General features: G+C 67.6%; 17 protein-coding genes. 2 read left to right on the top strand and 15 right to left on the bottom strand.

Features of this window, described 5'->3' with window-relative positions:
- Positions 1 to 14 precede the first annotated feature (14 nt).
- The 3 genes from WMF17_RS16315 to WMF17_RS16305 all read right to left on the bottom strand — a co-directional run bounded on the left by WMF17_RS16315 (position 15) and on the right by WMF17_RS16305 (position 4,169).
- Positions 15 to 1,460, bottom strand: a complete 1,446-nt coding sequence (locus tag WMF17_RS16315) for a serine/threonine protein kinase (protein WP_437650346.1) — start codon at positions 1,458 to 1,460, stop codon at positions 15 to 17.
- Positions 1,454 to 2,419, bottom strand: a complete 966-nt coding sequence (locus WMF17_RS16310) for a tetratricopeptide repeat protein (protein ID WP_437650344.1) — start codon at positions 2,417 to 2,419, stop codon at positions 1,454 to 1,456. Before WMF17_RS16310 ends, WMF17_RS16315 begins: the two co-directional genes overlap by 7 nt.
- 325 nt (positions 2,420 to 2,744) lie before the next feature.
- On the bottom strand, positions 2,745 to 4,169 hold the full coding sequence (locus WMF17_RS16305; protein WP_437650343.1) for a hypothetical protein: 1,425 nt from the start codon (positions 4,167 to 4,169) through the stop codon (positions 2,745 to 2,747).
- Positions 4,170 to 4,573: 404 nt separating this feature from the next.
- On the opposite strand from WMF17_RS16305, the gene WMF17_RS16300 reads away from it, so the two are divergent.
- Positions 4,574 to 5,851: a Kelch repeat-containing protein gene (locus tag WMF17_RS16300; RefSeq protein WP_437650341.1), complete on the top strand. Its 1,278-nt coding sequence runs from the start codon at positions 4,574 to 4,576 to the stop codon at positions 5,849 to 5,851.
- 332 nt (positions 5,852 to 6,183) lie between these two features.
- Here the strand turns inward: WMF17_RS16300 and WMF17_RS16295 are convergent, their stop codons facing one another.
- The 6 genes from WMF17_RS16295 to WMF17_RS16270 form a co-directional block, all read right to left on the bottom strand.
- Positions 6,184 to 7,107, bottom strand: a complete 924-nt coding sequence (locus WMF17_RS16295) for a PGN_0703 family putative restriction endonuclease (RefSeq protein WP_437650339.1) — start codon at positions 7,105 to 7,107, stop codon at positions 6,184 to 6,186.
- An 886-nt stretch (positions 7,108 to 7,993) separates the two neighbouring features.
- Positions 7,994 to 8,122: a hypothetical protein gene (locus WMF17_RS16290; RefSeq protein WP_437650338.1), complete on the bottom strand. Its 129-nt coding sequence runs from the start codon at positions 8,120 to 8,122 to the stop codon at positions 7,994 to 7,996.
- 66 nt (positions 8,123 to 8,188) lie between these two features.
- Positions 8,189 to 8,416: an addiction module protein gene (locus WMF17_RS16285; RefSeq protein ID WP_437650336.1), complete on the bottom strand. Its 228-nt coding sequence runs from the start codon at positions 8,414 to 8,416 to the stop codon at positions 8,189 to 8,191.
- 214 nt (positions 8,417 to 8,630) lie between these two features.
- Complete coding sequence (locus WMF17_RS16280) at positions 8,631 to 10,736, bottom strand: DEAD/DEAH box helicase (protein ID WP_437650334.1); 2,106 nt, start codon at positions 10,734 to 10,736, stop codon at positions 8,631 to 8,633.
- 106 nt (positions 10,737 to 10,842) lie between these two features.
- Positions 10,843 to 12,153 carry a BREX system ATP-binding protein BrxD gene (gene brxD, locus WMF17_RS16275; RefSeq protein ID WP_437650332.1) on the bottom strand — a complete coding sequence of 437 codons (1,311 nt, stop codon included), beginning with the start codon at positions 12,151 to 12,153 and terminating at the stop codon, positions 10,843 to 10,845.
- A complete protein-coding gene (locus WMF17_RS16270; RefSeq protein ID WP_437650330.1) occupies positions 12,150 to 12,761 on the bottom strand; it encodes a hypothetical protein in 612 nt (203 codons plus the stop codon). Before WMF17_RS16270 ends, brxD begins: the two co-directional genes overlap by 4 nt.
- Between WMF17_RS16270 and WMF17_RS16265 the strand changes: the two genes are divergently transcribed.
- Positions 12,745 to 13,485, top strand: a complete 741-nt coding sequence (locus WMF17_RS16265) for a hypothetical protein (protein WP_437650328.1) — start codon at positions 12,745 to 12,747, stop codon at positions 13,483 to 13,485. The two genes, WMF17_RS16270 and WMF17_RS16265, sit on opposite strands and share 17 nt — an antisense overlap.
- Positions 13,486 to 13,575: 90 nt before the next feature.
- On the opposite strand, the gene WMF17_RS16260 is transcribed toward WMF17_RS16265, so the two are convergent.
- From WMF17_RS16260 to dcm, 6 genes are all read right to left on the bottom strand, one after another.
- Positions 13,576 to 15,315, bottom strand: coding sequence for an AIPR family protein (locus WMF17_RS16260; protein WP_437650327.1), 1,740 nt, complete (start codon positions 15,313 to 15,315; stop codon positions 13,576 to 13,578).
- 21 nt (positions 15,316 to 15,336) lie between these two features.
- Positions 15,337 to 18,096 (bottom strand): Z1 domain-containing protein, encoded by a 2,760-nt coding sequence (locus WMF17_RS16255; RefSeq protein ID WP_437650326.1) that lies wholly within the window; start codon positions 18,094 to 18,096, stop codon positions 15,337 to 15,339.
- On the bottom strand, positions 18,093 to 19,583 hold the full coding sequence (locus WMF17_RS16250) for an ATP-binding protein (protein ID WP_437650325.1): 1,491 nt from the start codon (positions 19,581 to 19,583) through the stop codon (positions 18,093 to 18,095). Before WMF17_RS16250 ends, WMF17_RS16255 begins: the two co-directional genes overlap by 4 nt.
- 183 nt (positions 19,584 to 19,766) lie before the next feature.
- Positions 19,767 to 21,188, bottom strand: a complete 1,422-nt coding sequence (locus WMF17_RS16245) for a DNA cytosine methyltransferase (protein WP_437650323.1) — start codon at positions 21,186 to 21,188, stop codon at positions 19,767 to 19,769.
- Entirely contained in the window at positions 21,185 to 23,278 is a 2,094-nt protein-coding gene (locus WMF17_RS16240; protein ID WP_437650321.1) for an ATP-binding protein, read from the bottom strand. The genes WMF17_RS16245 and WMF17_RS16240 overlap by 4 nt, the downstream gene beginning before the upstream one ends.
- Positions 23,275 to 25,746: a DNA (cytosine-5-)-methyltransferase gene (dcm, locus tag WMF17_RS16235; protein ID WP_437650320.1), complete on the bottom strand. Its 2,472-nt coding sequence runs from the start codon at positions 25,744 to 25,746 to the stop codon at positions 23,275 to 23,277. Before dcm ends, WMF17_RS16240 begins: the two co-directional genes overlap by 4 nt.
- Between the last annotated feature and the right edge of the window lie 376 nt (positions 25,747 to 26,122).

Raw genomic sequence — 26,122 nt, 5'->3', positions numbered from 1 at the left:
CTGCTGCCCGCGGTTCAGTAGTTGTCGTGCCCGCATAGATAGCCCGCGTAGATACCGTCACAGTGCTCGACCTCCGGCGACGGCCGCCGCGTTGCGGCTTCCCGCGCGACCATGGCCTGGCCGTTCGCCAGGGACCGAGGCGCGACGGACGGCGCGGTAACTGGTGCTTCCTGAAGGGCGCCCGCGGGCCTGAGAGGACACGGCGCGCCGGATCGAAGGGCCGCGGGCTGGACGATCTGCGCCAGGCGCGCAACGGCCTCGGGAGGGCGCTGCCGCCAGGACCTCGCGCTCCCGGCCCCGAGCGCCGCTCCCAGCACGAGCGCCGCTCCCAGCACGAGCAGCGCGCCGAGCCAGCGCAGCGCGACACGCGTTCCGGTGTCCTCGCTCGAGCGTACCGGGAGAGGCAGCTCCGGCATCCGTGGCGGGCTCGGCGCCGGTCCCGCCAGCTCGCGCGCCTGGCGCGACGGGGGATCGAGGGAAGGCACCTCGATCGGGGCGATATCGTCCTCGAGCACCCGGTCGAGGCTCGGGGTCACCACGGGCACCGGCGCAGCCATCGGCGCCTCCTCGTCGCGCGCGAATGGCTCCCACGCCTCCTCGGGAGCCCCCTGGCGCTCCGCGGGCGATCCGGTCACAGCAGCGTCCTCGAGGTCCGCGGGCGCTCGCCCCAGCTCCGCCCACGCGTCGGCGATGGCCGCCAGCACCGTGAGCATCTGTTCCACGCTGGGATACCGGTCCCTCGGCTCCTTCGCGAGGGCCTTCTTCATCACACAGCGAAGCACCGGAGGAACCGTGATGGGGAACCTGGGCTCCCAGGTCTTCTCGGACAGGGTCCGATGCTCCTCGTCGGCGTAGAGCTCGCGCTGGCACAGGAGCTCGTACATGACGGTGCCGAATCCGTAGACATCGGTGCGCTTGCCCAGCCGGCCGCCGAAGATGAGCTCCGGCGCCGCGTGGCACGGCTCCCGGAGCGCCTCCTCCTCGGCGAGCTGAAAGAGGCGAACGAAGCCGAAGTGGGTGATGGCGTACCCGTTCTCGGCGGCGATGAGCACCCGCTCCGGGCTCAAGGCGCCATGGATCGCGCCGAGGTCGTGCGCGCGCGCGAGGCTCTGCCCGAGCTCGATGAGCATCCTCACGGCGGTGAGCCCGAGATCCGCCGCGCGCGTGGCGTCCCTGAGCCGGATCGCGTCCTTGTGGAACGGCGTCGCTGCCCAGGCGACGGTCCCGCTGAGCCCGCCGTAAAGCACGCGCGCGACCTGCGGCACCTTGTCGGCGAGGCGCTGCAAGCGCTCGATCTCCGCGGCAAACACGTCGCGCTCGATCCGCGCGCCTTCCCGCACGTGCACCCAGACGAGCTCCCTCGTGTCTCCGAGCTGCCTCGCGAGGAAGGTGCGCACCATGCCCCGAGCCAGCTCGTTCACGAGCTCGTGCCCCTCCCAGATCTCGCCCTTGGCTACCATGCGATCGTCACCTCCGCACCGGCGGCGCGAGCCCGGATCTCCGTGTCATGCGGCAATACGACGTAGATGAGCGTCGCGGCGCCCGCCACGGCGCCGGCGATGAGCGCCCCCGATCCGAATCCGTGCAGCAGGTTCGCTCGCGTGTTGGCGGCTGTTGCCTCGTCGTAAACCTGACGGAACTCGGGGCTGCTCGGGAGCAGTTGCTCGTCGCCTACCTGGGCGACCCTCGCGACAGCCTCGTTGTCCGAGGCGTTGGCCGCCAGGTGCAGCCCGATGCCCGTGACGAGCAGGGCCGTCGAGACAGCGGCGCCCGTGCCAACGATCCACGGCTTCGGCCCGGATCGCGCCGGCGCCTGCGCTATCCGCGCCGGCGCTGCTGTGACACGCGCAGGTGGACGAGCTCTCGGCGCCGCGGCCCCTGGCGGGCTCTCGAAGGAGAGGGATATGTTTCGCGACTCGCCGGCTGCGACCTTCACCAGCGTGCGAGCGACCTGCCCGTGCCGCCCGGTGACGGTCACCTCGTGCTGGCCCGGCGCGACGTAGATCGGGCTGCCGGCCTTCACCTCCTTGCCGTTCAGGAGGAGCCGCGCCGCGTCCGGGGGCGCGAGCAGGTGAATCTCCGCCACGCGCTGGCGTACCGCGGCGAGATCGGCTTGCCTCACCTCGTAACGGCGGCGCTCGACGGCGTTGGTGGGCGCAGGCATCTGCTCGACGCATTTCGATAGCTCCGCCGCGGCTTCCTCCAGGCGCCCGAGGCGGAGATCCAGCTGGCCGAGCTGACAGAGCGCCATCGTCAAAGGCTTGAGCGCGTAGACCTGCGCCCAGAGGTCGCGGGCGCGGTTGACATCGAGCCGCTTCACGGCCGCATCGGCTTCGCGGATGAGCGCATCCACCTCGCGGGACCGTGGCGCAGGGTCCGCGGCGAGCGCGCTGGAGCACAGCGCGAGGGCGGCTGCCATAGCCCCTTGTGATGAACAGATCAGTCGTCTACGAGCGCGCATGGTTCGCCTCGCGGCACCGAGGTGGACCCGACGCCGCGCGGACTCGTTCCGCGCGGCGTCGCTCTTATACCAGCATCAGTTTTCAGAAGATCCGGAAGAACAACTCGTAGAGCCGAAATCGGCCGCCATTCGCGTTACGTGAACCCCTCTCAAATTCTCACAAAAATAAAAATAAGCGCTGCGTGGGGTGTCCAATGCAGCTCGCACAGTCCACGGGCCGAGCGCTCTGAACACATGGACAGCGGCGTGTGGCCTCCAGACGTCGAGATGGACGGCCTGTTCCCTACGGTTGCTCGTCCGGGATCCGGAGCTCGTTCCACGCCCACTGCGCGGCATCGTCAGGCGCCACGCGGATCGCCTGGATCTCATCCCGTCCTATCGGGAGGACGTTGCCCTCCTCGTCCCTTGTCAAGACGACCTCAGGCCAGCTGAGGTCGACGACGCGCACGCGCCGCGCCCGCGACCACGGATCGGCCCAGCCCGGCGCTGCGCCGATCACCAGGTCGACGGCCGCGCACTTCTCGCGGGCGCTCTTCAGCTGCTGGTGGAGGCTCACGTCGCCGGGCAGGGCCCAGTCGACGGCCAGCGCTTCGTCGAGGGGGCCATAGCGAAGCCGAACGGAGCCGTGGAGGACACCGTACTGGTAGAAGGAGAGGAGCGCCTTGACATCGCTCTCGATCCGACGCGCAAGCCGCTGGTGGTCGCCTTCGGACAGGTAGCGCGCCATCCGCTCGGGCTCGCCGAGAGGACGGCTGATGCGGGTGGTTCCGGCGATGACGAGCTCCGGCGTGATCTGGAGCGTACGGCCCGTGCGGTCCAGGCGCCTGGACGCCTGCGGAGGCCCGAGGTCCACGACCCGGCAGCGGTCCGCGTCGAACCCCAGCGCGTGCAGCGTGTCGCGGATGTGGAGCCCCGCGATCACGTCGAACCGCGCGAGCAGCCCAGCGAGCTCGGCGGCGTCGCGGCCGATGAAGGTCTGGATCGATCGCGGGCCGACGTCGAGCAGCGCCACGGCCTGCGGATGCGCGGCGGAAGGGACCACGCGAAGGACGGCGCGACGGGACGCGCGCGCGATCTCGGCGTCGCGCTGCGCCTCCGCGTCGAGCTTCGCGCGACGGACCGCCCTGTGCTGCTCCGGCGCGGCGCGCTGCGCCTCCGGCTCCGGGCGCTGCGCCTCTCGCGACGGGCGCTGCGCTCGCTGGACGAGCACCGGCTGTGACAGCTCGCGGATCGCCCGCCGCATCGCGACGAGGCCGGGCGCGGCGGGGTTCAGCGTGAGCCGTCCGCCGTCACCGTGGATGAAGAGGTCGCTCTTCCCCGGCCCGTTGCGGGGGCCGAGCTTCTCTCGGTACCTCGTGAGCCCGGCGAGGAAGGTCTCGATCTCCTCCGCGGTCATCGGCGTCTGCCGCGCATCCAGCACGGCGGCGGCCTGTCGGATCCACGGCAAGCGCGTCACGGACTGATCGCGGAAGGCCGCCTCGATCTCGTCGAGGGACAGGGGGACGTCGTCACCGGGCAGAGGAAGCGTGGACGCCGGGGGCTGCGGCTCCGCGCGCTCGTCGAGGGGGCCGGGCGCCCGCAGGAAGGTGCGCAGCAGGCGGAGGTCGACGACCTTGGGGCGCCGGTCGTCCCGCTGGGTACCGCGCGCCGGGCGCGCCACGGGACGGAGCTGACGATCCTTCGAGATCCGGGGATTCGGCTTCGCCATGCGCGCGCACCGTACCGCAACGTCCGTCTCGATTCAGCACTGCCGACGGGCTCACGACGTCCAGGGTCGGATGGGAGCCGGTCAGTTGAGAAAATGGGACATGAAATGAGAAAATTCAGAAGCCACACGGAATGGCCGAAGCGAATAACGCGATGCTTTCCGGTGAACCGTCGAAATTTTCCAGGCCGAATCCGGCGCGGACCTCCACATCGGATCCTGGCACGCACAGGAGAAGCGCAGTGTGCGTCTGTGTTGCGGGTGACCGCCCACGGATCGGGTCCATCCGGGGAACTCGCGCTCACCCACATGATCCTCTGATATGATCCACTGTTGCGCTCGGCGCTCGTGGCGCGTCCCCGCAGGGGACGGCTCCGTCCTCCCCCAACACCTGACGAGGTCTTACCATGTCTCCCACCGGTCACTGCCATCGTGGTCTGATCGCCTTCCTTTCCCTCGCCGCGCTCGTGGCCGCCGGCTGCGGTCCTGCATCGGAGCCCGCGGCGCTCGCGGAAGCGGCGCTCGAAGACGCGGCGCTCCAGGCGAACGCGGCGCCGTCGGCCGACCACCACGCGAAGAAGCAGAAGGAGAAGCAGAAGAAGAAGTGCCGCGGCCACATCGGTGTCCACGCGGAGTGGTCCTCTGTGGCGCCGCTGCCCCGGGCGCGAGAGCGGCACATCGCCCTGCTCATGCCGGACGGCCAGGTGATGGTCGCTGGCGGCAGTGGCGACTACCCCTACCCCACGACGGTCGACTTCTACAATCCCGCCGCCGACGCGTGGACGACCGGCGGCACGCTGCCCTACCCGCTGTTCCCCGTGGGCGCGGCGCCCCTGCCGGACGGCCGGGTGCTCTTCAGCCCGGGCGGGCTTGTTTACGATCCGAGCACGGGCGCGACGACGAGCGTCCCCCTCACGCCCGGTGAGGCGGCCCGTGGCTGGGAGTTTGCCCAGACGGCGCTGACTCCCCTGCCGAACGGGCTGGTGCTGCGCACGGGCGGCAGCGACGACGACAGTGCTCTGAAGGAGGCCGTGCTCTACGATCCTGCCACGAACACCTGGTCCACCGCAGGGTCGATGTCGGTGACTCGCCACCTGCATACGGCGACGCTGCTCCAGGATGGGCGCGTGCTCGTCGCCGGCGGGTACAAGTTGAATGGCAACGAGATGCCCGAAGGTCGCACCGGCGTCGAGATCTACGATCCGGCCACGGGCGCCTGGACGGCGGCGGCGCCGACGAACCTGCCTCGCATGCAGCACACGGCCACGCTGCTGCCCAGCGGGCGGGTGCTGGTGGTCGGCGGCGGCGGCCAGATCTACGGCGGCACCGAGGAGGAGATCGTGGTCCTCGTCGATGCGGGCGAGACCGCCGAGATCTACGATCCCGCGAGCGACACGTGGACGCTGACCCCGCCGCCAAATTTCCGCCACAGCTGGGCCTCCGCCGTGGCGCCCATGTCCCACGGCCGCGTGATGGCCATCGGCGATGAGGGCGCCGAGATCTACAAGGAGGCAAACAACACGTGGACCGTGATCGACGACCCGATCCCGAGGGCCTTCCACACCGCGACGACGCTGCAAGACGGCTCGGTCCTCATCACGGGCGGGTATGACGCGACGTACTTCTCCAATCCGCCGGCGATCGAGAGCGTGGAGCGCTACGGGGGCTGCAAGAAGAAGCGGTGACGCGTCCACGGCTCCGCGCGCTGCGCGGGTGATCCACCCAGGCCCGCTCACTCTCCCCGTCGGCGCGCGGGTGTGCCGCGTTGCGCGGCGACGGCGGCCGACGATGCGGTGAGAGCCGGAGCGTCTAGCGCAGCTTCGCCACCGCCGCCTGGGCACGCCTGACCGCGAGTGCTCGTCACGATGCGCCGCGTCGTTTGGCAGCGCGGCCAATCGAGCGCCCCATCCACCTGCACGAGCGGAGCAGATCGGTGTCGACACCCGAACATCGTCCGCACGCTCTGTCCACCGCGGACCCCGGTCAAGGACGTCCCGTCAGAGCAGGCTCTTGGAGGTCACGGCGTGATCTTGTCGAACGCGAGGTACCGATCGTCGAAGGCGGCGAGCCACGCAGGCGTGCCCTCGGACCTGAGCGCCCCGGCGACGGCTTCGAGTGTCCAGGCGGAGAAGGTCCGCGTGTCGGCCAGGCAGGCCCGGTACAGCTCGATCGCTCGCGCGCACGCCGCGTTGCCCGCAGGGTAGACGATCGCGAACAGCCCCTCGGCAATCCCGCGGTCCCCATCGAGAACGAGGCTCCCGGCCAGGAGATGGTCCCGCCAGATTTGCTGGACCGGCTTCGTCCGAAGCAGCGCCATGTGGCTCGGCTTGAAGGTCCCCATCGACGCGGCGATCTCGTCGTACCGGGCCCGATGCGGAGCGGGAGGGTCGCTCAGGTCCTCGTGGTACTTCACCTCGACCCCGAGGAAACCCTTCGCGCCGCTCGGCGTCCGGTACTCGACGAAGACGTCGAACGCCGAGCGGTCGCCGGTGTACTTCGGGTCCCCGCGCCCGGGCGAGTGCTCGAAGTCGATCGCGCTCACCGTCGCGATGCGGCCGCCGGAGAGGCGGCCCAGGACGCGCGACGCGAGAGGGAGGTCGCGCTGTAGCTCGCCGAAGAGGTTGAAGCAGAGTGGCTGGCTCGAGAGCAGGTCGTTCCAGATCCGAGGCTGGCTGAAGAGCTTCCCGCGGCTTCGCGCCGGGTCGAGCACCTCCGCGCGAACCACGTCACGGATCGTGCCGGTGAGGTAGTTCGCGAGCGTGTCCTTCGCGCTCGGCATCGTGAGCCGCGAGCCGAGAGGCTGCCCGCGATGTTCGCCGATCGGAAGGCCCTGCTCCTCGCGCCAGAGAGCCTGCAGGAGCCGCGCCCGCCGCTGAAAGTCGTTGTCGCTCGGCACGTACGCGTGGTGCCGCAGGAGGAGCTCTCGAAGCAGGTCGGGCATGCGCTGCACGGCCATCGGTCTCACAGAGACGCCGCGGTTGACAAGCTCGCCGGCAACGACCCCGGCGTTGCCTCCGCCAAGCCGGTGAAGAGCGGACGTGCCCGTCCGGATCGCGCTCGGTGATCGTCATTCGACCGAGCGGGTCGGTCACAGAGAGCTCTCGGCCGAGGCGGCGCCGCTGCCAGACGATCCGGAGCGGTGCGCGCCATGGGGCCAGGGTCATCGGCGCCGCGCTCTGTGTCAATTTCAGCGGCGCACCGGCCTGGAGTGTGCCAAACGGCTCGATCCTGTGCCAAGCGAGGGGGGGTCCGGCACCGGCACAGACGCAATGCATTGCGACACACCGGGTCCCGGACCCCTCCGGAACGTGCCACGAACCGTCTTCCGGGGGGATTTCTGTGCCAGACAGCGTCCGAAATTGCGCAAATCTGCGCCACCGCCCCCTCGGAGGCGCCAGTTTTTGTGCCAGATGGGGGGTCCGGACCCCTCCGGAGCGCAATCCACTGCGTTCGCGCGGCCTCGGGACCCCCTCCCGACCGCAATCCACTGCGTTCGCGCGGCCTCGGGACCCCCTCCCGACCGCAATCCACTGCGTTCGCGCGGCCTCGGGACCCCCTCGGGACCACCATCCGCAGGCTGAAGCTCCCCGTCACTGCTGGCGAGGTGAACCAAGCGTTTCGCAGGGTGTGTCAACAGTGAGAGGCCGCACCCCGGCCAGCATGGCAGCGACGAGGCCTTCCGCGAGCTGGTCGAGCTTCGAGAGCAGGTCTCATGTACGTCGAGAAGAACGAAAGAAGGTAAGCTGCGAGCGGTTGGAGCTCGAGATCATCGCTCTTCTGCCCGCGGTGAGTACGCGCGGTCTCGACGCAGGTCGCGAGCCGAAGCGTCAGCCCCCGCGGCCGCGCCAGTAACCGGGGCGGCGCCGGCGGTGCGTCACTGCGAGCACGAAGACGCGCTTCAGCTCGACCGCGTACAGCACGCCGTACGGGAAGCGTTGCAGGAGCAGGCGCCGCACGCCTCGCTCGATCTCGGGGCCCTGCTCCGGGGCCGCCGTGATAAGGACAGGACGCGTCGCGCCATGTCAGCCCCGCGCAAAGATGCGCTTCCGGGCTTCCTCCCAGAGGATCGGCTGAGTGCGTTCGGTGCGGAGATCCTCGAGGCGACGTAGAGCCTCGTCGGTCCACGCGCGCTCGATCTCCTCGGGCGGCTCCTCGCCCACGCTGTCGAGCAGGCGGAGCGCGATGACGCGCCGCTCGCTCTCAGGGAGCTTCAACGCCTCGTCGAGGATCTTCTCGGCCGGATCGCTCATGGAGCGCAGTGTAGCAGTCCCGGCCACGCCCCGGGAGGTCAGGTCGGGCGAGCCGAGCCACCTCGGGAGAGCGGCGCTCCTCGGGGCGTGACGTGCCCGTCGTTCACTTCGGGCGATCTATCGGGCGGCTGCTCGGGCAGGCCCCGCAGCGGACAGCGGCGCATGCCAGGCGCCGGTGATCCGCTTCCCGGCCAAGCGGCAAACGCGTGGTCGCTCACGACGCCGCCAGCCACCGCACCGTCCCCGCCACGTCGAGCAGATAGCTCTCGATGACTTCCAGCGCGAGCTTCTCGGGGAGGCAGTCCTGGAACTTCGACAGCCGGTAGCCCGGCAACCGCGCGAGCACGGCCTGGCGCAACTCGGGTGCGTCCCAGAAGGCCGACGACGACATCCTGCCGATCGCCCCCCGAACGCTCTCGTGGCCAATCCCGTCCCCCTCGATGCGAAGCTGGAAGTTGTCGGCCACGACCTTCCACCCTTCCGCGACCTCGAACCCGTACTTGAGCGTGTGGTTCACGCGCCCCCCCGCGAAGGTCCACCAGCGGGCGACGCTGCCGTCGATCTGCACCGCGTGGCCGGATCGCCGAAGAAGATCGCCCAGATCCTCGCGCTTCTCCTCGATCTGCTTCATCCCGCGCGCGTCGACGTACGGGTAGCGAGCGGAATCCGTGAGCACCCGCTTCATCCGCTGGCAAAGCTCGAACCCGAGGAGCTGCGGGATGAACCCGCCCCAGGTCGGCTTCACGCCGCCCGGCGCCTCGCGAACGACGACCACGCGATCGCCGTGGCTCACGCGCTCGACGGCCCACGCACGGCCGCCCAGGAGGAAAGAGCTCATCTGTTCGACGAGCCGGTCCACGAAATCCTGTTCGAGCGATCCCAGGTCCCGCCCCGCACCCGTCACCACCCGGTACAGCACCGGCGACGAGAACACCGCATACAGCTCCATGAAGTTCTTCCTGCCGTATGCCCGTTCGGCCTTCTGCCCCATGGACAGCAAACCTCCTGCCTCGAACAGGAAGTCCTGCGTCTTCATGTGCTCGACGAGCTCGTCAAGCTCGGTCCGTGGAATGGACCTGAAGTCGGGGACCTTCGCGAGCTGCTCCCAGCAGCGCTCGACACTGATTGCGCCGTACTGGAGCGTCATGGCGAGGAGCTGGTGAACCAGCACCGGCCAGCACCGCCCCTGCTGGGCTACCCGTTCGACCCAGCCCTCCCGGGCCAGCTCGATGAGCGCGATAGCTTGCAGGACGGCTTCCGGGTCCTCGCAGAGGAACGTCGTGTTCGCGGTGGTGCCCGCTCGGCGCCCGGTGCGTCCCATGCGCTGCATGAACGACGAGACCGAGCTCGGGGCATTCGCCTGGAACACGAGGTCGAGATCGCCCACGTCGATGCCGAGCTCCAGGGTGGACGTGCAGACGATGCAGGCGTTCGTCCCGTGGGCGAACCGCTCCTCCGCGGCCCTGCGTTCCTCCAGCGACACGGAGCTGTGGTGAACGAACACGTCGATGGACCGCCCGCGCATCCGCTCGGCGACGCTCTCCGTGAGCGACCTCGACGGGCAGAAAAAGAGGCTCTTCTTCCCAACGGCGCGAGCCGCAGCCTCCACGGCCAGGCCCGCGACGCTGTCGTGCAAGCCGACAAAAAGGTCCCGCTTGGCCGGGATCTTCGGCGGATCGACGACCACGCCATCGCGCCTGGACGAGCCCGCAAGCCACGCGAGGATCTCGGTGGGATTACCCACCGTCGCGGACAGCCCCACGCGCTGGACGTCGTTCTGGCTCGACGGAGCGAGCCTCTCGATGACACTCATCAGGTGGGCGCCTCGATCCGTCCCCGCGAGCGCGTGGATCTCATCGATGATCACGAGGCGGAGCTCCTTGAACAGCCGCTGCACCGGCGACTTCGGCGAGACGAGCATCACCTCCAGGGACTCCGGCGTCGTCATGAGGATCTCCGCCGGCTCCTTGATGAACCGCCGCTTCGCCCGATCGGTGACGTCGCCGTGCCAGACGAAGCGCCGGAGCCCGACCATCTCGGCGTACGTGCCCAGGCGCTCCTCCTGGTTGTTGAGGAGCGCCTTGATCGGAGCGATGTAGATGACGCCCACGCCCTCGGGCTCGCGCTCGATGAGGCTCGCGAGCGCCGGGAACATCGCGGCCTCCGTCTTTCCGCCGGCCGTCGGCGCGAGCACCACGGCGTTCTTCCCGTCGAGGATCGCCTCGCCCGCCATCTCCTGGACGGGCCGCAGGCTGGTCCACCCGAGGCGGGACACAATGGCCTGCTGGAGGCGGGCGGGGAAGCGCGCGAAGGCCGTCATGTGCGCCCGCGGTCCGCGCGCCGCCCTCCCGGCGCGCGCCGCGTGCAGGACAGCTGAACCGCGTCCCGAACCTCCCGGCTCCGCATCGCGTCCTCTCCCCCTCCGATCAGAACTCCACCGACGCCACCGGATAGCCCTTCTCGTCGTCGGGCTCCGGCTGGTATTCGTAAGGTCTCTTTCCCTCCGACGCGCGCTGCTCCTCGACGGTGGGCTGCGGCTCGGGGAGCGACGCGTCGGGGTTCTCCGCCACGGTGTCGAAGAGGTTCACGAGCCGGCGGAGGAACTGACGCGGAACGACGCCCACGTCTCCGCCGAAGCCCCGGCTCACCTCGCCGACGAGCGACTCGATCCGCTCCGGCGTCACCTTCTGAGCGACGATGTTCGGGTCGCTCATCGTGTAGAGCTGCTGGAGCCGGAGGCCGACGTCCTTCAGGCGGCCCTTGTCGAAGGGCTTCAGCTCCAGCTGCGGCTGCCGCATCGTGACGAGACCGCCCTCGTTCAGGAACTGGATGCGATCGTGGAGCGGTTGCAGCCCCGCGACGCCCCGGCGCGCGTCGAAGAACTCGGGCGTGCCCGTGAAGATCCAGAGCAGGCCCTTGTAGCGGTCGGCCGCGTCGATGATCTGCCGGACGCCGTTCAGCGACTTGCCGCGCACGTCCTGGCGCATCCGCAGGATCGTCTCCGCCTCGTCGATGACGATGACCAGGCCGTTGTAGCCGGCGGCCTTGACGATCTCCAGGACGCCCTGGAGGTACGCCATCGCGTCCTTGCTCGCGATGTCGCCCTTGATGCCGGCCGCCTTCTTCTCGGACGCGCTGACGTTCTCGCTGCCAGAGAGCCACGACAGGAGCGCCCCCGCCTCGCGCACCTTGCCCACCTGCTTCAGCTTGAAGACCTCGCGCAGCACGCGCCCGAGATCCTCGGGGGCCTTGCCGCCGGTCATCGACGTGATCTCCTCCTCGATCCGCCGCTGGACCTTCTGATCGAAATCGAACGCGCGCTCGTCGGCCCCCCCGCCGATGAGCGCGCTTTCTACCTTGGCGATCCAGCGGTCGATGATGTCGCCCAGAGCGCCCCGCGGGCACGAGCTGGTCCCGAGCTCCTGGACGACCTTCCGGTATACGTCGTCGAACTTGTGAAAGTGCAGGTCGTTGTCCGAGACGACGACGAAGCTCGTGGCGAATCCCTTCGCCTGCGCGTCGAGCAACGCGAGCCGGGCCATGAAGGTCTTGCCGCAGCCATAGCCGCCGCGGAGGAACTTGAAGACGCCCTCGCCCGCCTTGGCCAGATCGAGCAGCCGGCCGATCTCCGCCCGCTGCTTCTCGATGCCGACGGCGAACGCCTCCAGGCCGCGCTCCGGGACGACGCCCGAGCGGAGGCGCTCGAAGATGTGCTCGCGGTCTCGTTGGCTCGTCATCGGTCACCCTCTCGCACGTAGCGCTTGCCGCCCTCCCCGGGCTCGATCCGCACCTTGAACGGGAGCCTGGGCAGGTAGTCGTCGAACTCCAGCGAGAACCTCCGGAAGGCGCGGGCCGATCCGAGGAGGTTCGTCACCTCCGGCTCCGTTACCACGCCGTGCTTCTCGATGTGCAGGAACACCTTGCGGATGCCCTCGTCGGCGATCGTGCTCGCCCACCCCTCCGGCGCGGGCGGCGGCGCCGAGGGCGGCGTCATCCCGCGGGAGGTGCCGCTCACCGAGTACCACCGGTCAGGGGTCGCGCCGTGGACCTTCTCGGTGCTGTCCGGGTGGTACACCTCGACGCGGACGCGCTCGTCGGCGGGCCCTTCGAGGCCGAAGAACACCTCCGTCCAGGCCTCGCCGACGGTCACCTGCAAGCGCCCGGGCCTGAGCGACGACGGCCCTGCCACGTCCTTGATGATCACGCGGATTGAAGGGCGGTCGGGGACCCGGAGCGCCAGATCGACGGCCCGCGCCGCGGCGAACCCGAGGCTCGTCGTCGTCTGCCGGGCGAAGCCGATCCGCAGGTGCAGCCGGTGGAGCCTCAGCGTGGGCAAGCGTCCCAAGGCCGTGACCGGCTCATACTCGCCCATGGGGGAATGGGACGTGCTGGTCGGCGAGAATCTCCACCTCAGCGTCGATGAATTGATGTGGTGGGAGCCGCTGGACGAAACGCTCGTGCAGACGAACGTGACCTGGCTTCGCGTGGTCACGTCGAGCGCCAACCTGCCCGTCCTCTCCTTGCTGAAGCGGATCGGGACCATGAACTTCCACTTCTTCGGCGAGGAGAGAAAGATGCTCGCGCGCTTCACGTCAGCAAGGCTCAGCGGCGTGATGTTCGAGCAGCTCGGCAGACGGAATCCCGATGATTTCCGGGCCACCGGCGAGTGCGGGCCAATCTCGCCGCCCGAGTCGATGGCCGGCGGAACGCCGGCCGACATGCTCGCGCGGCTGCCCGCCTACTCGGAGGATCCGCTCGCGTGGCCAGCGGGGCCGCCGTGCGCGCAGGGGCAAGGTTGCGGGTCCGGAAGCAGCGACGCGACCGGAGGGGGCGGGGCTGGAGGCACCGGCGCGACGGAGGGCGGGAGTTCGCTGAGCAGCGGGGCCGGTGGTGGCGAGGCGGGAGGCGGAGCGGGGAGCGATCGGCCGATGATGGACGGTGCCAGGTGCAGGTGGATCCGGCGTGGCGCTCGCGGCCGGCTTGGGCGTACTAGCGGGGGGTTGCTGCGCATGCGGTGGGGGGCGCGGATGAGACCATGGATGGGTCGGCGTCGGGTGGGCACACGATAGCTCAACCCCGGCCGACGCCATCGTGCAGGCGCACTCGCAGCAGCCACGCTGGTCAAGGGACACGCTGGCGAGGTCTTCCCGGCACGCATGCTACCAGCCAGCCGTGACCCCGTCCTCCAGCAACTTCTCCCAGCACCTCGGCTTTTTCGCCCACTCGGTGACGTTCATCCCGGGCGTCTCGGGATGCACGAGGTGGTAACGAACCTGCGGGATTGCCGCGACCATCCAGTCCTCGGCCTTCTTCGGAACCCGCTGCTCGTGCCATACCCTGCGCAGATTGATCGCGTCGGAATGTTTCTCGGTGAGCAGCGCAACCGCGTAGGCAACGATGTTCGCCTTGTATCCCGGGATCCGCGTCAACCGAACCAGCCGATCGCACGCCTCGATGATGATGGCTTTTCCGATGAGCTCCTGGAACCACTCCTCGCCCGGCACGACCTTCATCTCGTCGATGAAACGCCTCTGGAAGGCCACATAATTCTTCTCGGCGCCCGTACCGACCACGTGTGGCAGGCGCTCCCAGATCATTATATAGCGTGCGACGTCGGTCTTCGTGATGCACTGTGACGAGGGGAACCTCGCCCGGAAGTCTTTCTTCTGGGACGATGTCTTGAGGCGCCCGAGTTCGTTGTCGTACTGGCCGCGCATCCGCTCGTAGAACCACCGCGACGCACCCCGGCCGTTGGAGAACGGTCCCTTCGGCACCTGAACCTGTGACAGGCGGTGCAGTTCGACGTGAAAGCTGCGGTTCGAACCGAGGTCCGAGAAGTTCACCTTGTTCTGGCTGTTGGCGAACTGGCTGATCTTCTGGACGATGTCCTCGGACCGGGACGGATCGAGCACCTCGCTGATCTTCATCGCGACGAAGACCCCGTCAAGCTTCTTTCCTGTCCGCTTGGCGTGATAGATCGAGGCCGTCGTCTGACCACCATTGACGATCTGAAGATTCCGGCACCGCATGATGCGCAGGCCGTCCTTCTCGGGTCGCACGTCGAGCCCTTCAGCGATCGCCGTTATGCCGTTGTTGTAGGCAAAGAACATGTGCGGTGAATCGGCCACGGTCTGGATGATCCCGCGGTTCACCTTGCCGCCCGACTTCAGGTAAGCGCGTACGTTCGCCTCGAGCATCCGCTGGCCGTGCTTGCCGTACAGGTCGGCAAGTGCGCTCCCTGGTACCACGGCCAGATACGAGCGAAATACCCCGTTTTCCTGAGGCAGCTGCACGCAGGCAAGACCGACTTGGTCGTTACTCGAGAATTCGACGATGATGTCGTCGGGTTCGTTGAGTCTCTGGATACCCCGCAGATCGAGCACCTTGCGCTTCACGACGATGCCGTCGAGCGTCGAGGTGCTGCGATCGCAGTTCCTCACCTCGCCGTTCGTGACCAGCGTCAGGTTGACCTCCTGAAGCGCCTGCAGGCCGCCAATCTGCTGCGCGAGCGGCTCTGCTTCGTCGCCCTCGAGGTCCGCAGCCAGACCCTTGCGTGAGCGCTCAAAGAACGCCTGCACCGCACGGAACGCCATGTTCGCGTCTGCAGGGGCGACGCGCTCGCAAGGCTGGTCCGGGAAACCCAGCACGACGAACAGGTCAAGCGTGGCACCCTCGTCACGCACGTCGTACCCGTTCACCTTGAGTTCGAGATCCGGCGGATCGGCATACATGTCCTCTCGCTTGTGAAAGCAGAGAGTGAGATCCTCCTGCACGGTGTCGTCCTCGAGCAGGCCGAAGACGTGCCGGAGCAGGATTTCCTCGAAGTCTGCAGCCGTCGTCTCGCATCGCTCGCCCAGCGTATCGATCAGCTCCTGCCCGAACTGCTGAAGTGTGGCCATGGTGATGATTCCTCTGTGATATCAGCCTGCGTTCATCTGCTCCAGCCAGACGGGATTGGCGACGAACTCGTGGTCGAGAAGCTGGCTCGAGCGCGGGAAGCTGAGCGCCATTCCCCAGATGGTCGGGTTGCCTCGCAGATCCGCCCCCTTCGGCCCCAGCACGAGCGGGTAAAGGATGAGCAGGCCCCTCGAGGCAGGCCGCCCTATGCGCATCGGAGGCGGGCCCTCGACATCATAACCCCTCGCATCCTGTGCCGTGACCGGGTCCTGCAAGCTCTTCCCCTTGCGGTGGCGGGCCAGAAGACCGAGCTCGGTCTCGTCGATGTCGAGCAGCTCGTCGTCGGGGCTGAGCATGCGGCGGATCCGGGTGCAGTCGGGGGTCGACACGTCGGTCAGGATCGCGCGCTGGAAACGATCCACGACCCGGCCTCCGGCCGTGCCAGTGCCGCTGCAAGCGATCGGCTGCTTCGTGCTCATCACCGCCACCATCCAGGTGGTCAAGATCCCCCGGGGCACATGTTGCTCGACGTAGTCGGCCAGGCGGGACGAGATGACCGTGAGGGCGTTCCGATGGGTCCGGTACGCCCTCAGGAATTGCAGCGTGTTCGCCGCTGGAATATCGCGCCACAGGTACGGTCCCCGGTTATTCTCACGCGGAGCGGGCTCACCAAGGCCCACGACGAACGAGTGAACCGCCTGATGGTTGGCGGCCGTGACATCCGCCGCTAAGTCGAACATGATCGTCTCTTGCACAGCGCCCGAGTAGTTGAGCGAGATCCGCTCGGCCTCGCGCATCTTCATCGGGCTCGTCACCTCGATCGCTGGGTGCGCCATCACACGCAAACCGAACTGTCGGGGTGTGCTGCCGAGCCGCTGCATCGTCTCGAATTCATCCCAGAGCTCCTCTGTTGCCTGCACGATGTGCTGAAACCACGATACCAGCTCGGCCGTGGTGAATATGCGACAGAGATCAGCGTACCCCGGACGGTAGCCGAACCAGCGGCCCATCTGCATCAGCGTGTCATAGGTGCGGCTGGCGCGTAGATAGTACGAGACGCATAGCCCCTCGAGCGTGAGCCCACGAGAGAGCTTGTCGCCTCCCACGGCGATCACCCAGGCGCCTCCTCTCGCTTGCCTCTCGTAGTCGAGCACATCGGCCGCATCGCCATTTATGATGCGAAGACTGACACGCCTGAGCCCGGGCAGAAGCTGCTGCTGCACCAGTTCCCAGGGCGGCAGGCTTGCGTTCATCGCGCCAGAGGTTAGTACGAAGTCTCGGTCCCAGACAGATCTGAGCTCGGCCAGCAGGGCACCGGGGCTCTCCGGGGTTCCGGGTGCGCCGGAGCCGTACTCGAGGATCGAGCACAGTCTCGCCAGCAGTCGCTCGATCAGGCTCGCCACTCGCTGCTGCACGGCGGTGAATCGCGTCACGTGAACGAGCAGGGTATGATGCCGCGTCGACTGACCCCGGCAGCATCGCACGGCACCGGCGATCAGGTACGAGAGAACGGCGTTGCGGAGCGAGGACGGGACCGCTGTGGGAGCGTGCTCCTGACGGTGCTTCTCGGGTATGAACTTCTCGTGATCGCTCACGACGCGCACCACAGGCATGCCCGTGACCTCGGTACCGTCTGGCAGAAGCCCCGTCCCGAAGACCTGACGAGGGCCGATGTAGTCGTCGGGCGGATGCAGCGCGACGATGAAATCGCGCGGAAACAGGTCCGGACCCAGCATCGGGTGCACGCCCTCGGGCGGGATGAGCACATTGGCAAATGGCGTGGCGGTGTAACCGACGTAGGTGCGCTGCGCGAACGTGACCAACAATTTTCGGATCTGCTCGTTCACGCGGCTCGGGTCAAGCGACGGATCGAACTCATCGAGGTCGCCCCGCACGGGGCGAAAGTTGATAGATGCCTGGTCGGCCTCGTCATCGATCAGCAGCAACGGGATTCGCTGCAGCTGCTTCATGCCGTGGCCAACGTTCACAGCCACGGGAAGGCCACGCAGGTAAGATATGAGATTCTCGAGGACGACGACGTTCTTCTTCACCACGAGCAACAGCGGGGTCTGGCCGAGGTGTACGCCGACCTTGCGGGCGACCTGCGCCGAGAAATCGCCGTCCTCGCCGCGACCTGTTAGATACTGCATTGGAGGGTGCTCTGCCCTCGGATCGAGCAACCCCACGCCGACCACCTCGCGCTGTGTACTACCGAGCTGTGTCCCGATGCCGACGATCTCGTCGTCGATGCGCGTCTGGGTCTGGTGACGCAGACTGTTGTGGATGCCAGCGAGCACGATCACTACGCTGTAGCCCGCGTCAAGCGCCTTGCTCATCAGCGCCATGTAGCTCGCGGTCTTGCCCGATTGCACGGAGCCAACCACGAGGCCGTGTCGGTCGAACGCGCCCCCCGACGCCGGATCACCGAGCTGGCGTACGATGTCGTCGGAGCTCGCGTCCAGCGCCGCCACACTGTCGAAGGCCCATCCCTTCTTCTCGAGCAGGTAGCGCCGGTACCGTCGCCAGCGGAGCCAACCGTCCTTCATCGACGGCTCGAACCAGGGTGCGAAGGGCAGCTCACCCTGCATCACGGTGGGCGCCTCCTGAGAGCGGACCTGTTCGCGCAGAAACGCAGCTGTCGCGGCGACCTCCGCTGGCGTCGCTCGAGGCGAGATCACCGGCAGCGCGGCGGCGACTCGGTCGATGGCAGCGTCGTGAGCGGCGCCGTCTAGACGAGCATGATCATAGATCTTCTTCGCAATGTCGTTCAGCGACGCATTCACGGCAATTGCTCCAGCAGAGCCTGGAGCGCCGACCGCGGCAGCGCTGACCAGGGCTCGACGAGCGCGAGCCGGTTCTCGATATCGCCCGCTGTCATTCCATGCATTTTCATCAGATTCACCACCTCACTGGTCATTGACCGGAGCTCCTCGGGAACCGATTTCTGAGAGGACGGCTGCCGCGACGGCGACGGATCCCCGCCAAGCTGCAGGAGTGTGTCAACGGGAACGGATCCTCCCAGAAGCGCCAGGAACACGTCGAGAAACCCATCATCGTTGCCCAGCTTGCCTCGCAGCAGGGCCACAACGGGGTGTACAGAGTTCACGCGCAGCCGCGGCGACGGCAGCGTGGCATCCACGAGCCAGACAGGGTGCACCTCGCCACGAGCGGTCAGGTGCCGACGTGACACCGAGTGATCTCGCCAGGCCTCCGCGGCAGCCAGCCTCGTCTTCTCGACGATCTTCTGCATGCGGGGACGCACCTGGTCGGGGATGCGGGCGCTCGCCTTGCGGATGTCGATGCGAAGCAGGTCATCCAGCCGGTTGTCGACATCAAGCCGGATGCGGGCCAGGGAGCACTGCGGATCACGACGGGTGAGGCCCAGCCAGCCGCCCGTCACCAGCAGGCGGCGGTTGCGATACAGATAGAAGCCCTGGTGAGCGAGCCACCCGTGCGGACCTGCGGCTCGACGAGCGTCCTCGGCAGAGAGCCTGCTCTCGGGCGGAATCACGTATGGCACGACGTGCATCATCGAACCGCCAACGGGCAGCTTCGCATCATGCAGCTGCCGGGTGAGCCGGTGGCGATGCAGCGTTGGATCCCAGCCCTGCAGCTGCCTGCCGTTCACCGCGAGGCAGAGCCGATCCTCTTTCGCGTCGATCAGGCGATGAAAAACCATCGACAGGTGCTCGATCGTCTCGCCGATTTTGCGATCGAAATCCTCGTGTGCCTTCGCTCTCTGCGGTGCCTCGATCACGCGGTCGAGCTTCTCCCAGAGCACGATGGTGCCGCTCACATTCTCCGGCACGTGGCCTAGGCGGGCCTCGGACGTCGCGTCCCACGCGCCATGCCGGAGAGCCCAGACGTCCGCGTTCTCGATGTGATCCAGATCCCACGAACGCGTCTCCTGTGCACCTCCAAGGGACCGTGCTCTCACGGTGAGACGGCGACACTGGCTGAAGGAAGCCGTCTTCAGGCCGAGCCCGAAGCGCCCGTGGTCGCTCGACGCCCTCGCGACCGACGGATGATGGGTTCCCAGGCGCATCGCAGCCTCGAGCACGTGGGCCGACATGCCACATCCATTATCCTCTATGCGCACATGGCTCGAGGCGCCATCGAACTGCATCGTCACGCGGACGTGCGTCGCACTGGCACCAAGGCTGTTGTCGATGATGTCCGCGATCGCCGTCGGCAGGTCGTAGCCCACCGCTCGCAGCGAGTGCAGGACGGCGCTGGCGCGAGGCGGCAGCTCGGAGAACTCACTGCCCACCGCAGGCTCCTGATGCAGGTGTACAGGAAAAATCACGCCAAGATGGGGCTGCGCATCGTCGTCCCGCCACCCTCGGGATGACAGGAAACACGGCCAGCCTCCCTGCGGTTCGCACCCTCATCGACGAGGCAATATACACAAACTGTACAGGATTGATCCGGACCTCTGCTCGGACAGCGCAGATCATCCGCGCGTCGCGACCGACAGTGGGCACGGCAGCGACGGGCGGCCGAGCAAGCGCAGGATGTGGTCAGCAAGCACCCATGCAAGCACGGGAGGAACGGCGTTGCCGATCTGCGTGAAGCAGTCGCCCATGTTGCCGACGAATTCGAAGGCGTCAGGGAACGACTGCAGCCGGGCGGCCTCGCGCACCGAGATGGCGCGGGCCTGCTCGCTGTCGTGATGAATGTGAGAATATGCGTCGCGCGACAGATGGGCGGGCACGGTCCACGATGGGCGGTCGGGGTTCAGCTTCCGCCACTTGTCGACGAATCTGTCCTCCGGGTACGGCGGAACGAAGCGCCTACGCAGTTCCTCGTACGCAGCTGTGCCCTCGACAGGAGCATCGCCAGTGGCGGCACGGCGAGCCAGCTCCTCGCGGAAGCGCTCTCGGGCGATGGGCATCGCCTCGGGGTACCGGTCGTCGGGCCTCATGCGCCGGAACGTCTCGAAGTCGCGAGGAGTGCGGCGGATGGCGTGATCGCGCACTCCATCGAGCTCCGGCAGCCCTGGCCAGCGGCGCATCAGCTTGGCGAACGATGTCGTCGGCTCGCGCTCGTGCAGCCGCAATATGCGAAAATCATCGGGGCGAGCCTTCGGGGGCGTCGACGACAGGTGCTCGGTGATCCGCGGCAGATCATCGAGGGCGTCGGATACGGTAATGGCGGAAGCACGCCCACGCGCCGTGCGCACCTCGAGCTCGAAATGCGGCATGAAAGGCAGCGACAGCGTTATGGCCTCCGGGGGCCGGAGATAGCCGGACGGCGTCTCGACCCGGTGTGTCGGATCGGGAACTGACGGCAGAAGGCAGAGATCCTCGCGCAGCGCGACAAAGAAGAGGCGCTCTCGAAACTGGGGCACGCCGTACCAGGCGGCGTTGAGCGGGGCATAGCCGATCCGATAACCGCAGCCCGCCAGCTCGTCACACACCGCCTCGGCGACATTCTCGCCCTTCACCGAGAGCATGCCCACCACGTTCTCCATCACCACCGCCGAGGGCCTCCAGAAGCGCGCAGCCCCGACGAAGCGGTGGTACAGTTCGTTGCGGGGGTCGCCCGCCTCCGGATCGTCAGCCAAGCTGGCCAGCTTGGCCCGGCCCACACGCGAGAAGCCCTGACAGGGTGGCCCACCGACGAGAATATCCGGCCCCGCATCGCGCCGCGCGATCCGCTCGATATCCAGGTCCTCGATATCGCCCTCATCGCCGATAAACACGCGCGGAGGCGCATCGGACTGGAGAACATCGAAGTTCTTCCTGAAGGTGCGGCCCGCCGCCTCGCTCGCGTCGACGGCGGCGAGGATGCGCGCGCCCGCTGCTTGGAAGCCGAGCGACAGCCCTCCTGCCCCGCTGAAAAGGTCGACTACCGTCGCTTGCTCGCCGGTCATGCGGTTCGAGGTGAGGTGGCACGAGATCGCTTGCGAGGCAGATGGATGCGGAAGGTCGCGCCTTTCCTGCGGCGATCGATGACGAGCACGATGCTGCCGCCGTGCGCGGTGATGACGTTCCTCGCGATCGTCAGGCCCATGCCAGCCGCATTGTGGCCCGAGATCTCGGGCTCGAACAGCTTGTTCTCGAGCGAGGCGAGAACGCCTCGGCCGTTGTCGGAGAACTGGATCTCGAGTGCATCGTCCGCCTCGCGGAGGACGACATTCATCTTGAGCGCCCGATCGGGCACGCGCCACTCGAGCGCATTACGTACGAGCACGTTCATGACCGATGCGAACGTCTCGGGTCGCATCTCCGTCCGCAGCACGCCCTCCTCGGGCGCCTCGATCTCGAGCGACGCCTCCTCCTGCACCAGCACCGGGCGGAGCGAGACACGGAGCCGGAAGAGCTCCGCCGGGATCTCTATGCCGCGACGCCGCCGCGCAGTCCCCGATCCGGCCGCGGATACAAGCGCGAGCTGCCCGGTGACGCTGTCCAGCGTCGCCTCCAGCTCGTCAACCCTGGTCACGAGCTCCACCGGGTCGGCACCACGTCGGCGGTCGATGCTGGAACGCAGCAACGACACGCGCGCACGCATGTCGGCCAGACTGGCGTTCACGCTGCGTCCGAGGAGTGATGCGGTGTGTCCGATTGCTGCCAGATCCGAGTAACCGTCGAGAGTGCGCCGGTGTACCAGTTCCCGGCTCTCGATCTGGATGCGCACGCGCTCCGTGGCACGAAGCAACTCGTCGCTGAGCGGGCCGTCGGCCTTCCGGGCGAGGCGCTCGAGCGTCTCGGTGAGACCGTCAAGCTCCCCGGCTGCTGACTTGCCCGTCCTGCGTTCGGGTTTGTTCCCGCCAGGGTGCCGCTTGCTCTGACGCTCGGCCTCGATGACCAGCATCACGTGAAGGACGAGCCGCTGCAGGTCGTCAAACGCCGCGTTGTGGATCAAGCCCTCGCGATTGGTCTGATCTCGGAGGTGCGGGTTGTGGTCGGCGGAGATCTCGATGAACCCGACGACCTGGTTGTTGCTCAGGCGCACGACGGGGTTGTTCACGCGCCGCTGATCGAGGCGCAGCCAGTCGTCATGGGGCTCGCCGTAGGGCCAGATGCGGAAGCCATCGCGGTACACCGAGATGCCGGACCACTCGCGCAGCCACGCCCGCACCTCGGTGCGCGGGCCGATGCGAGCGAGCGCGTCGGCCTCGAGGTCGAACGCGAAGATACGGGCACGGACAGGCCCGCACGTCGGCGGCGACCGCGCCGACCAAGGTTGCGTCAGCCTGGGGCCGCCGTTGAGCTGCAGCGTGATGGCGGCCTCGCCGTCGAACTCGGCCTCAAGGGTGTAGGGCGCCGCGTCGAGAAAACCCGTGGAGACCTCGCCCGAGTAGTCGGGAAACTCGTCCGATTCGATGCAGATCGAGAAACCCTTCGCACCCGTCCCGAACGGTGAGATCAACCGGGAGAGCCGCGTCGACAGCCGCCGGAAGAGACGCTCGTTCCAGCGAGCGCGAAGTCTGGTGAGCCTGAGCACCGTGCCCTGCGACTCCAGCCAGTCAGGCGGCCTCACCTCCCAGCGACTGTGGATCTCGGAGAGCATGCGATCGTCGCACTCGAACTGATCCCAGTCGAACACCGCGTGGATCTCTGCCGACGCGTCTGACGGGCGAGACACGAGCTCGAGGTGCGCTGCGAGCTTGTCGGCGGCGAACCTGCCGACGCCCTTTTCGCCCAGCACGCGACGACCGCCCCGGCTGAAGCGTCGGCCCTCACGGCCCTTCGCGCTGCCGGCCGGCTGCATCCACCGCGACATCAGCGTGGCGAGATCCATGCCGTGGCCATCGTCGCGAACGAGGATCTCACCCTGATCTCCCGTCACGCCGACGAACTGGATCGTCACCGTGGAGGCATCCGCATCGTGCGCGTTCTTCACCAGCTCGGTCAGCGCGACGATGTCGTCGCTGATGAGCTCCGCCCCAATGAGCTTGAGCAGCCTGGCGCGTGGCTCGAAGGCTGCGACGCCCGACTGGATCTGGTCTATCTGCATCATGTTTCCTTCGCAAGAGCAGCAAGAAAGCTCCGGGCGATGGCCGCGGCCATCACGGGCGGCACCGCGTTTCCCAGATGCACCCACTGATCCGTGGGCGACCCGCAGAAGACGTAGTCGTCGCGGAACGACTGGATCCGCGCGGCCTCCCGGAAGCTGATCGAACGTACCTGTGACGGGTGGATGTACCCGTTACCATCCTTCGCAAGATGCGAAACGATCGTCTTGCAAGGCCTGTCGCCCCGAAGACGGGCGTACTTGTCATCGAAGACATCCGCACGGTACCGCATGAGGTCCGCGCGGCCGTAACGCTCGATCGCATGGACGCTGTCCTCGCCCGGCTGCAGCAGAGCATAGAGCTCGAGATCCCGCTCGTTGTGGTAGCGGACCGTGTGATTGAAGAGCAGCCGTGAGCGGGAAAGAATGCCGAGCTTCTGCAGGTAGCGGCGGAAGCGCGCATCGTCATCGATCCGCTCGCGGCGGGGCCAGAGACTGACGACATCGCCGTCATTAGCGCCGAGCGGTGGCAGGTCGAACGTGGCCTCATCGAACGTGATCGGTGGCAGGGCGTGCGGATCGAACTCCCTCGCGAGGCTGTCCTGGTAGAGTTCGATCGGTCGCTCCGGGAACCGGGCATCGAGTGCCGCGACGAGGAAGTACCGGACTCGGTCCTGCGGAACGCCGAACGCCGCCGCGTTGAGTCGCCACGTCGCCGTCCTGAAGCCCGCACGCTCGAGCGAGCGAGAGGCCTCGTCGAGGAACGAGATATCGCCCTTGCGGGCCGATTTCATGCCAGGCACGTTCTCCATCAGGAACAGGCTCGGCCGCAGCTCGAGCGCCGCGGCAACCATGTTCTCGTAGAGATAGTTCCGGGCGTCGTCGCGGATGCTGTAGCCGGTCTTGGTCCGCTTCGATCGGTGCCCGACGTGCGAGAAACCCTGGCAAGGCGGGGCGCCGATCAGCACGTCGATGTGCCGGCGGCCAGCGAGGCGACGCAGTTCACCCTTCTCGAAGGATCTGATGTCGCGGCACAGGATTCGGTCCTCGCGCACCGCGGGGTGGTTGAACCGGTAGGTGCGCATCGCGACCGGATCCGCATCGACGACGAGCGCAACCTCGAACCCCTCTCGCTCGAACCCCTCCGAGAGCCCTCCGCCTCCCGCGAACAGGTCGACGACGCGTGGCCTGCCAAGCGCTTCGACGCGCTGGACCTCGCCGCGACGGAAGTGACCACAGAAGCCACGCAGATCGCACTCGGTGCAGAGCGGCTTCTGCGCGCGACAGATCTCCCGGCCGTGAACGAGCAGGTTGACGTGAAGTGCAGGACGGAGATCGGGCGGGATCAGCTCCGGGAGGATCGCCTGCAGCTGTTTGTGATCGAGCCCCTCGAGACCGAGCCCGAGATCGCGGTAGAGGTCGAGCCTTGACATCACGCGACCGACGTGCGCATCGACCGGAAGCACTTCGCGGTGGAACGCGAACATCATCACGCAGTACGCGCTCTTCCGGCTCACCTCGGGCAGCGAAACGAGAAACGCCTCGAGCTCGGCGTCGCTCCACGAGCGAGCCGGTTCCATCGTGCAGGCCCCGAAGCGCTCCTTCACCGCACGGAGTGCACCGATGATGCTGAGGGCCTTCTTCTCGCCGAGCCCGCCGGGCGATACAATGCGCTCGATCTCGTCGGGAGGTGCATCCAGCACGTCCTCCCACCGAGGGAACCTAGACTTCAGCGCGGCGAAGGTCCGCTGGTAGGCGTCCTCGCGCGTCTTGCGCGAGAGGATGATGTAGATCAGCTCGTCGACAGGGTCGTCGTGATTGCCAAGACGCGGCGTGCCATGCAGAACGGCGGCGATGCGGGCGACCTCGCGAAGCGCGGAGAGGAGGTCGTCGATCAGGGCGCGCAGTGTCTCGACGATCAGCTGCTCCTCGGCCTCGCCGGTCAGCTTCTCAACGGCCGCCCTGCGCGCGCGGGCGAGCGCGGCGCGAACCGCCCGCGCGGCCAGAGGGGAACGTTCGGGCTCATCGCGTAGGCGCGCGATCATGGCGGCGCGCCAGCGATTCACCCCTGGGGGAAACTCACGTGGTCGGTGGTGAAAGTCCCGTCGCTCTCGCTCGTCGGTAGGCCAGCCACTGGACGCAACCCTGCGCGGCACGTCGGCGAGGACCGCCGGCGGCAGGACCTCCGCGACATCGAGCGAGGCGACGGCCGGAGCAGCGGACATGCATGCAGGCGGGCTCGTCGGCGGCGGCACCGGAGCGTCGTGCGCCGACGAGGCCAGCTCGGCGAGGCGCCGGGCGAGTGCGGGGATCGGACGGTGCCGTCCGTTCTCCCAGCCGTTGATCGTCGCGAAGGAGACGCCGAGCTCACGTGCGAGCCCCTCCTGCGTGAGGCCGCGCTGCGCACGGATCCGCTTCACAAGCGCCGCAGTCTCGGCACTGCCCTCGTTGCCGACTAGGTCGCGCTGGGTCACGGTCTTCGCTTTTTATAGTACCCGCGGCGCGGGTCAAGTCCGTCGCGCGCCGGCGGGTGCGCGGGCCTGCGCGACCCCCGCATCGCGGGTGCGCTGCGCGACGCATGACACGGGCACGCAGATCTCGGCCGGCGACCGAGGCGGTCCTGTCAATGAGCTGGCGAGCCACCTCTCGAGGTGCGCGGGCGGAGGACCGTCTCGCGCTCGACAGCGATCCTCCATCGGCTGGTGCGTCGTCCCATCTCGCCGCGAAGGTCCCTCCACTATCAGAGTTGCTGTCTTCCCGCAAGGAGAGATCTTGATGGACGACGTACACCCGACGGTGGAGATCCGACACAGACGCTGATTGACTTACAGGCGCCCGCCGGAATGAGGT

Origin of the sequence: Sorangium sp. So ce362, from assembly GCF_051519845.1 — a bacterium.
Lineage (GTDB): Bacteria > Myxococcota_A > Polyangia > Polyangiales > Polyangiaceae > Sorangium.
Note: the sequence above shows the minus strand (reverse complement) of the source record. Positions and strands in the feature narration are given on the sequence as shown.

Bases quoted from the DNA above. Each gene is read 5' to 3' on its own strand.
- WMF17_RS16315 (WP_437650346.1), bottom strand. From the start codon at position 1,460: ATGGTAGCCAAGGGCGAGATCTGGGAGGGGCACGAGCTCGTGAACGAG.
- WMF17_RS16310 (WP_437650344.1), bottom strand. From the start codon at position 2,419: ATGGCAGCCGCCCTCGCGCTGTGCTCCAGCGCGCTCGCCGCGGACCCT.
- WMF17_RS16305 (WP_437650343.1), bottom strand. From the start codon at position 4,169: ATGGCGAAGCCGAATCCCCGGATCTCGAAGGATCGTCAGCTCCGTCCC.
- WMF17_RS16300 (WP_437650341.1), top strand. From the start codon at position 4,574: ATGTCTCCCACCGGTCACTGCCATCGTGGTCTGATCGCCTTCCTTTCC.
- WMF17_RS16295 (WP_437650339.1), bottom strand. From the start codon at position 7,107: ATGCCCGACCTGCTTCGAGAGCTCCTCCTGCGGCACCACGCGTACGTG.
- WMF17_RS16285 (WP_437650336.1), bottom strand. From the start codon at position 8,416: ATGAGCGATCCGGCCGAGAAGATCCTCGACGAGGCGTTGAAGCTCCCT.
- WMF17_RS16280 (WP_437650334.1), bottom strand. From the start codon at position 10,736: ATGACGGCCTTCGCGCGCTTCCCCGCCCGCCTCCAGCAGGCCATTGTG.
- brxD (WP_437650332.1), bottom strand. From the start codon at position 12,153: ATGACGAGCCAACGAGACCGCGAGCACATCTTCGAGCGCCTCCGCTCG.
- WMF17_RS16260 (WP_437650327.1), bottom strand. From the start codon at position 15,315: ATGGCCACACTTCAGCAGTTCGGGCAGGAGCTGATCGATACGCTGGGC.
- WMF17_RS16245 (WP_437650323.1), bottom strand. From the start codon at position 21,188: ATGACCGGCGAGCAAGCGACGGTAGTCGACCTTTTCAGCGGGGCAGGA.
- WMF17_RS16240 (WP_437650321.1), bottom strand. From the start codon at position 23,278: ATGATGCAGATAGACCAGATCCAGTCGGGCGTCGCAGCCTTCGAGCCA.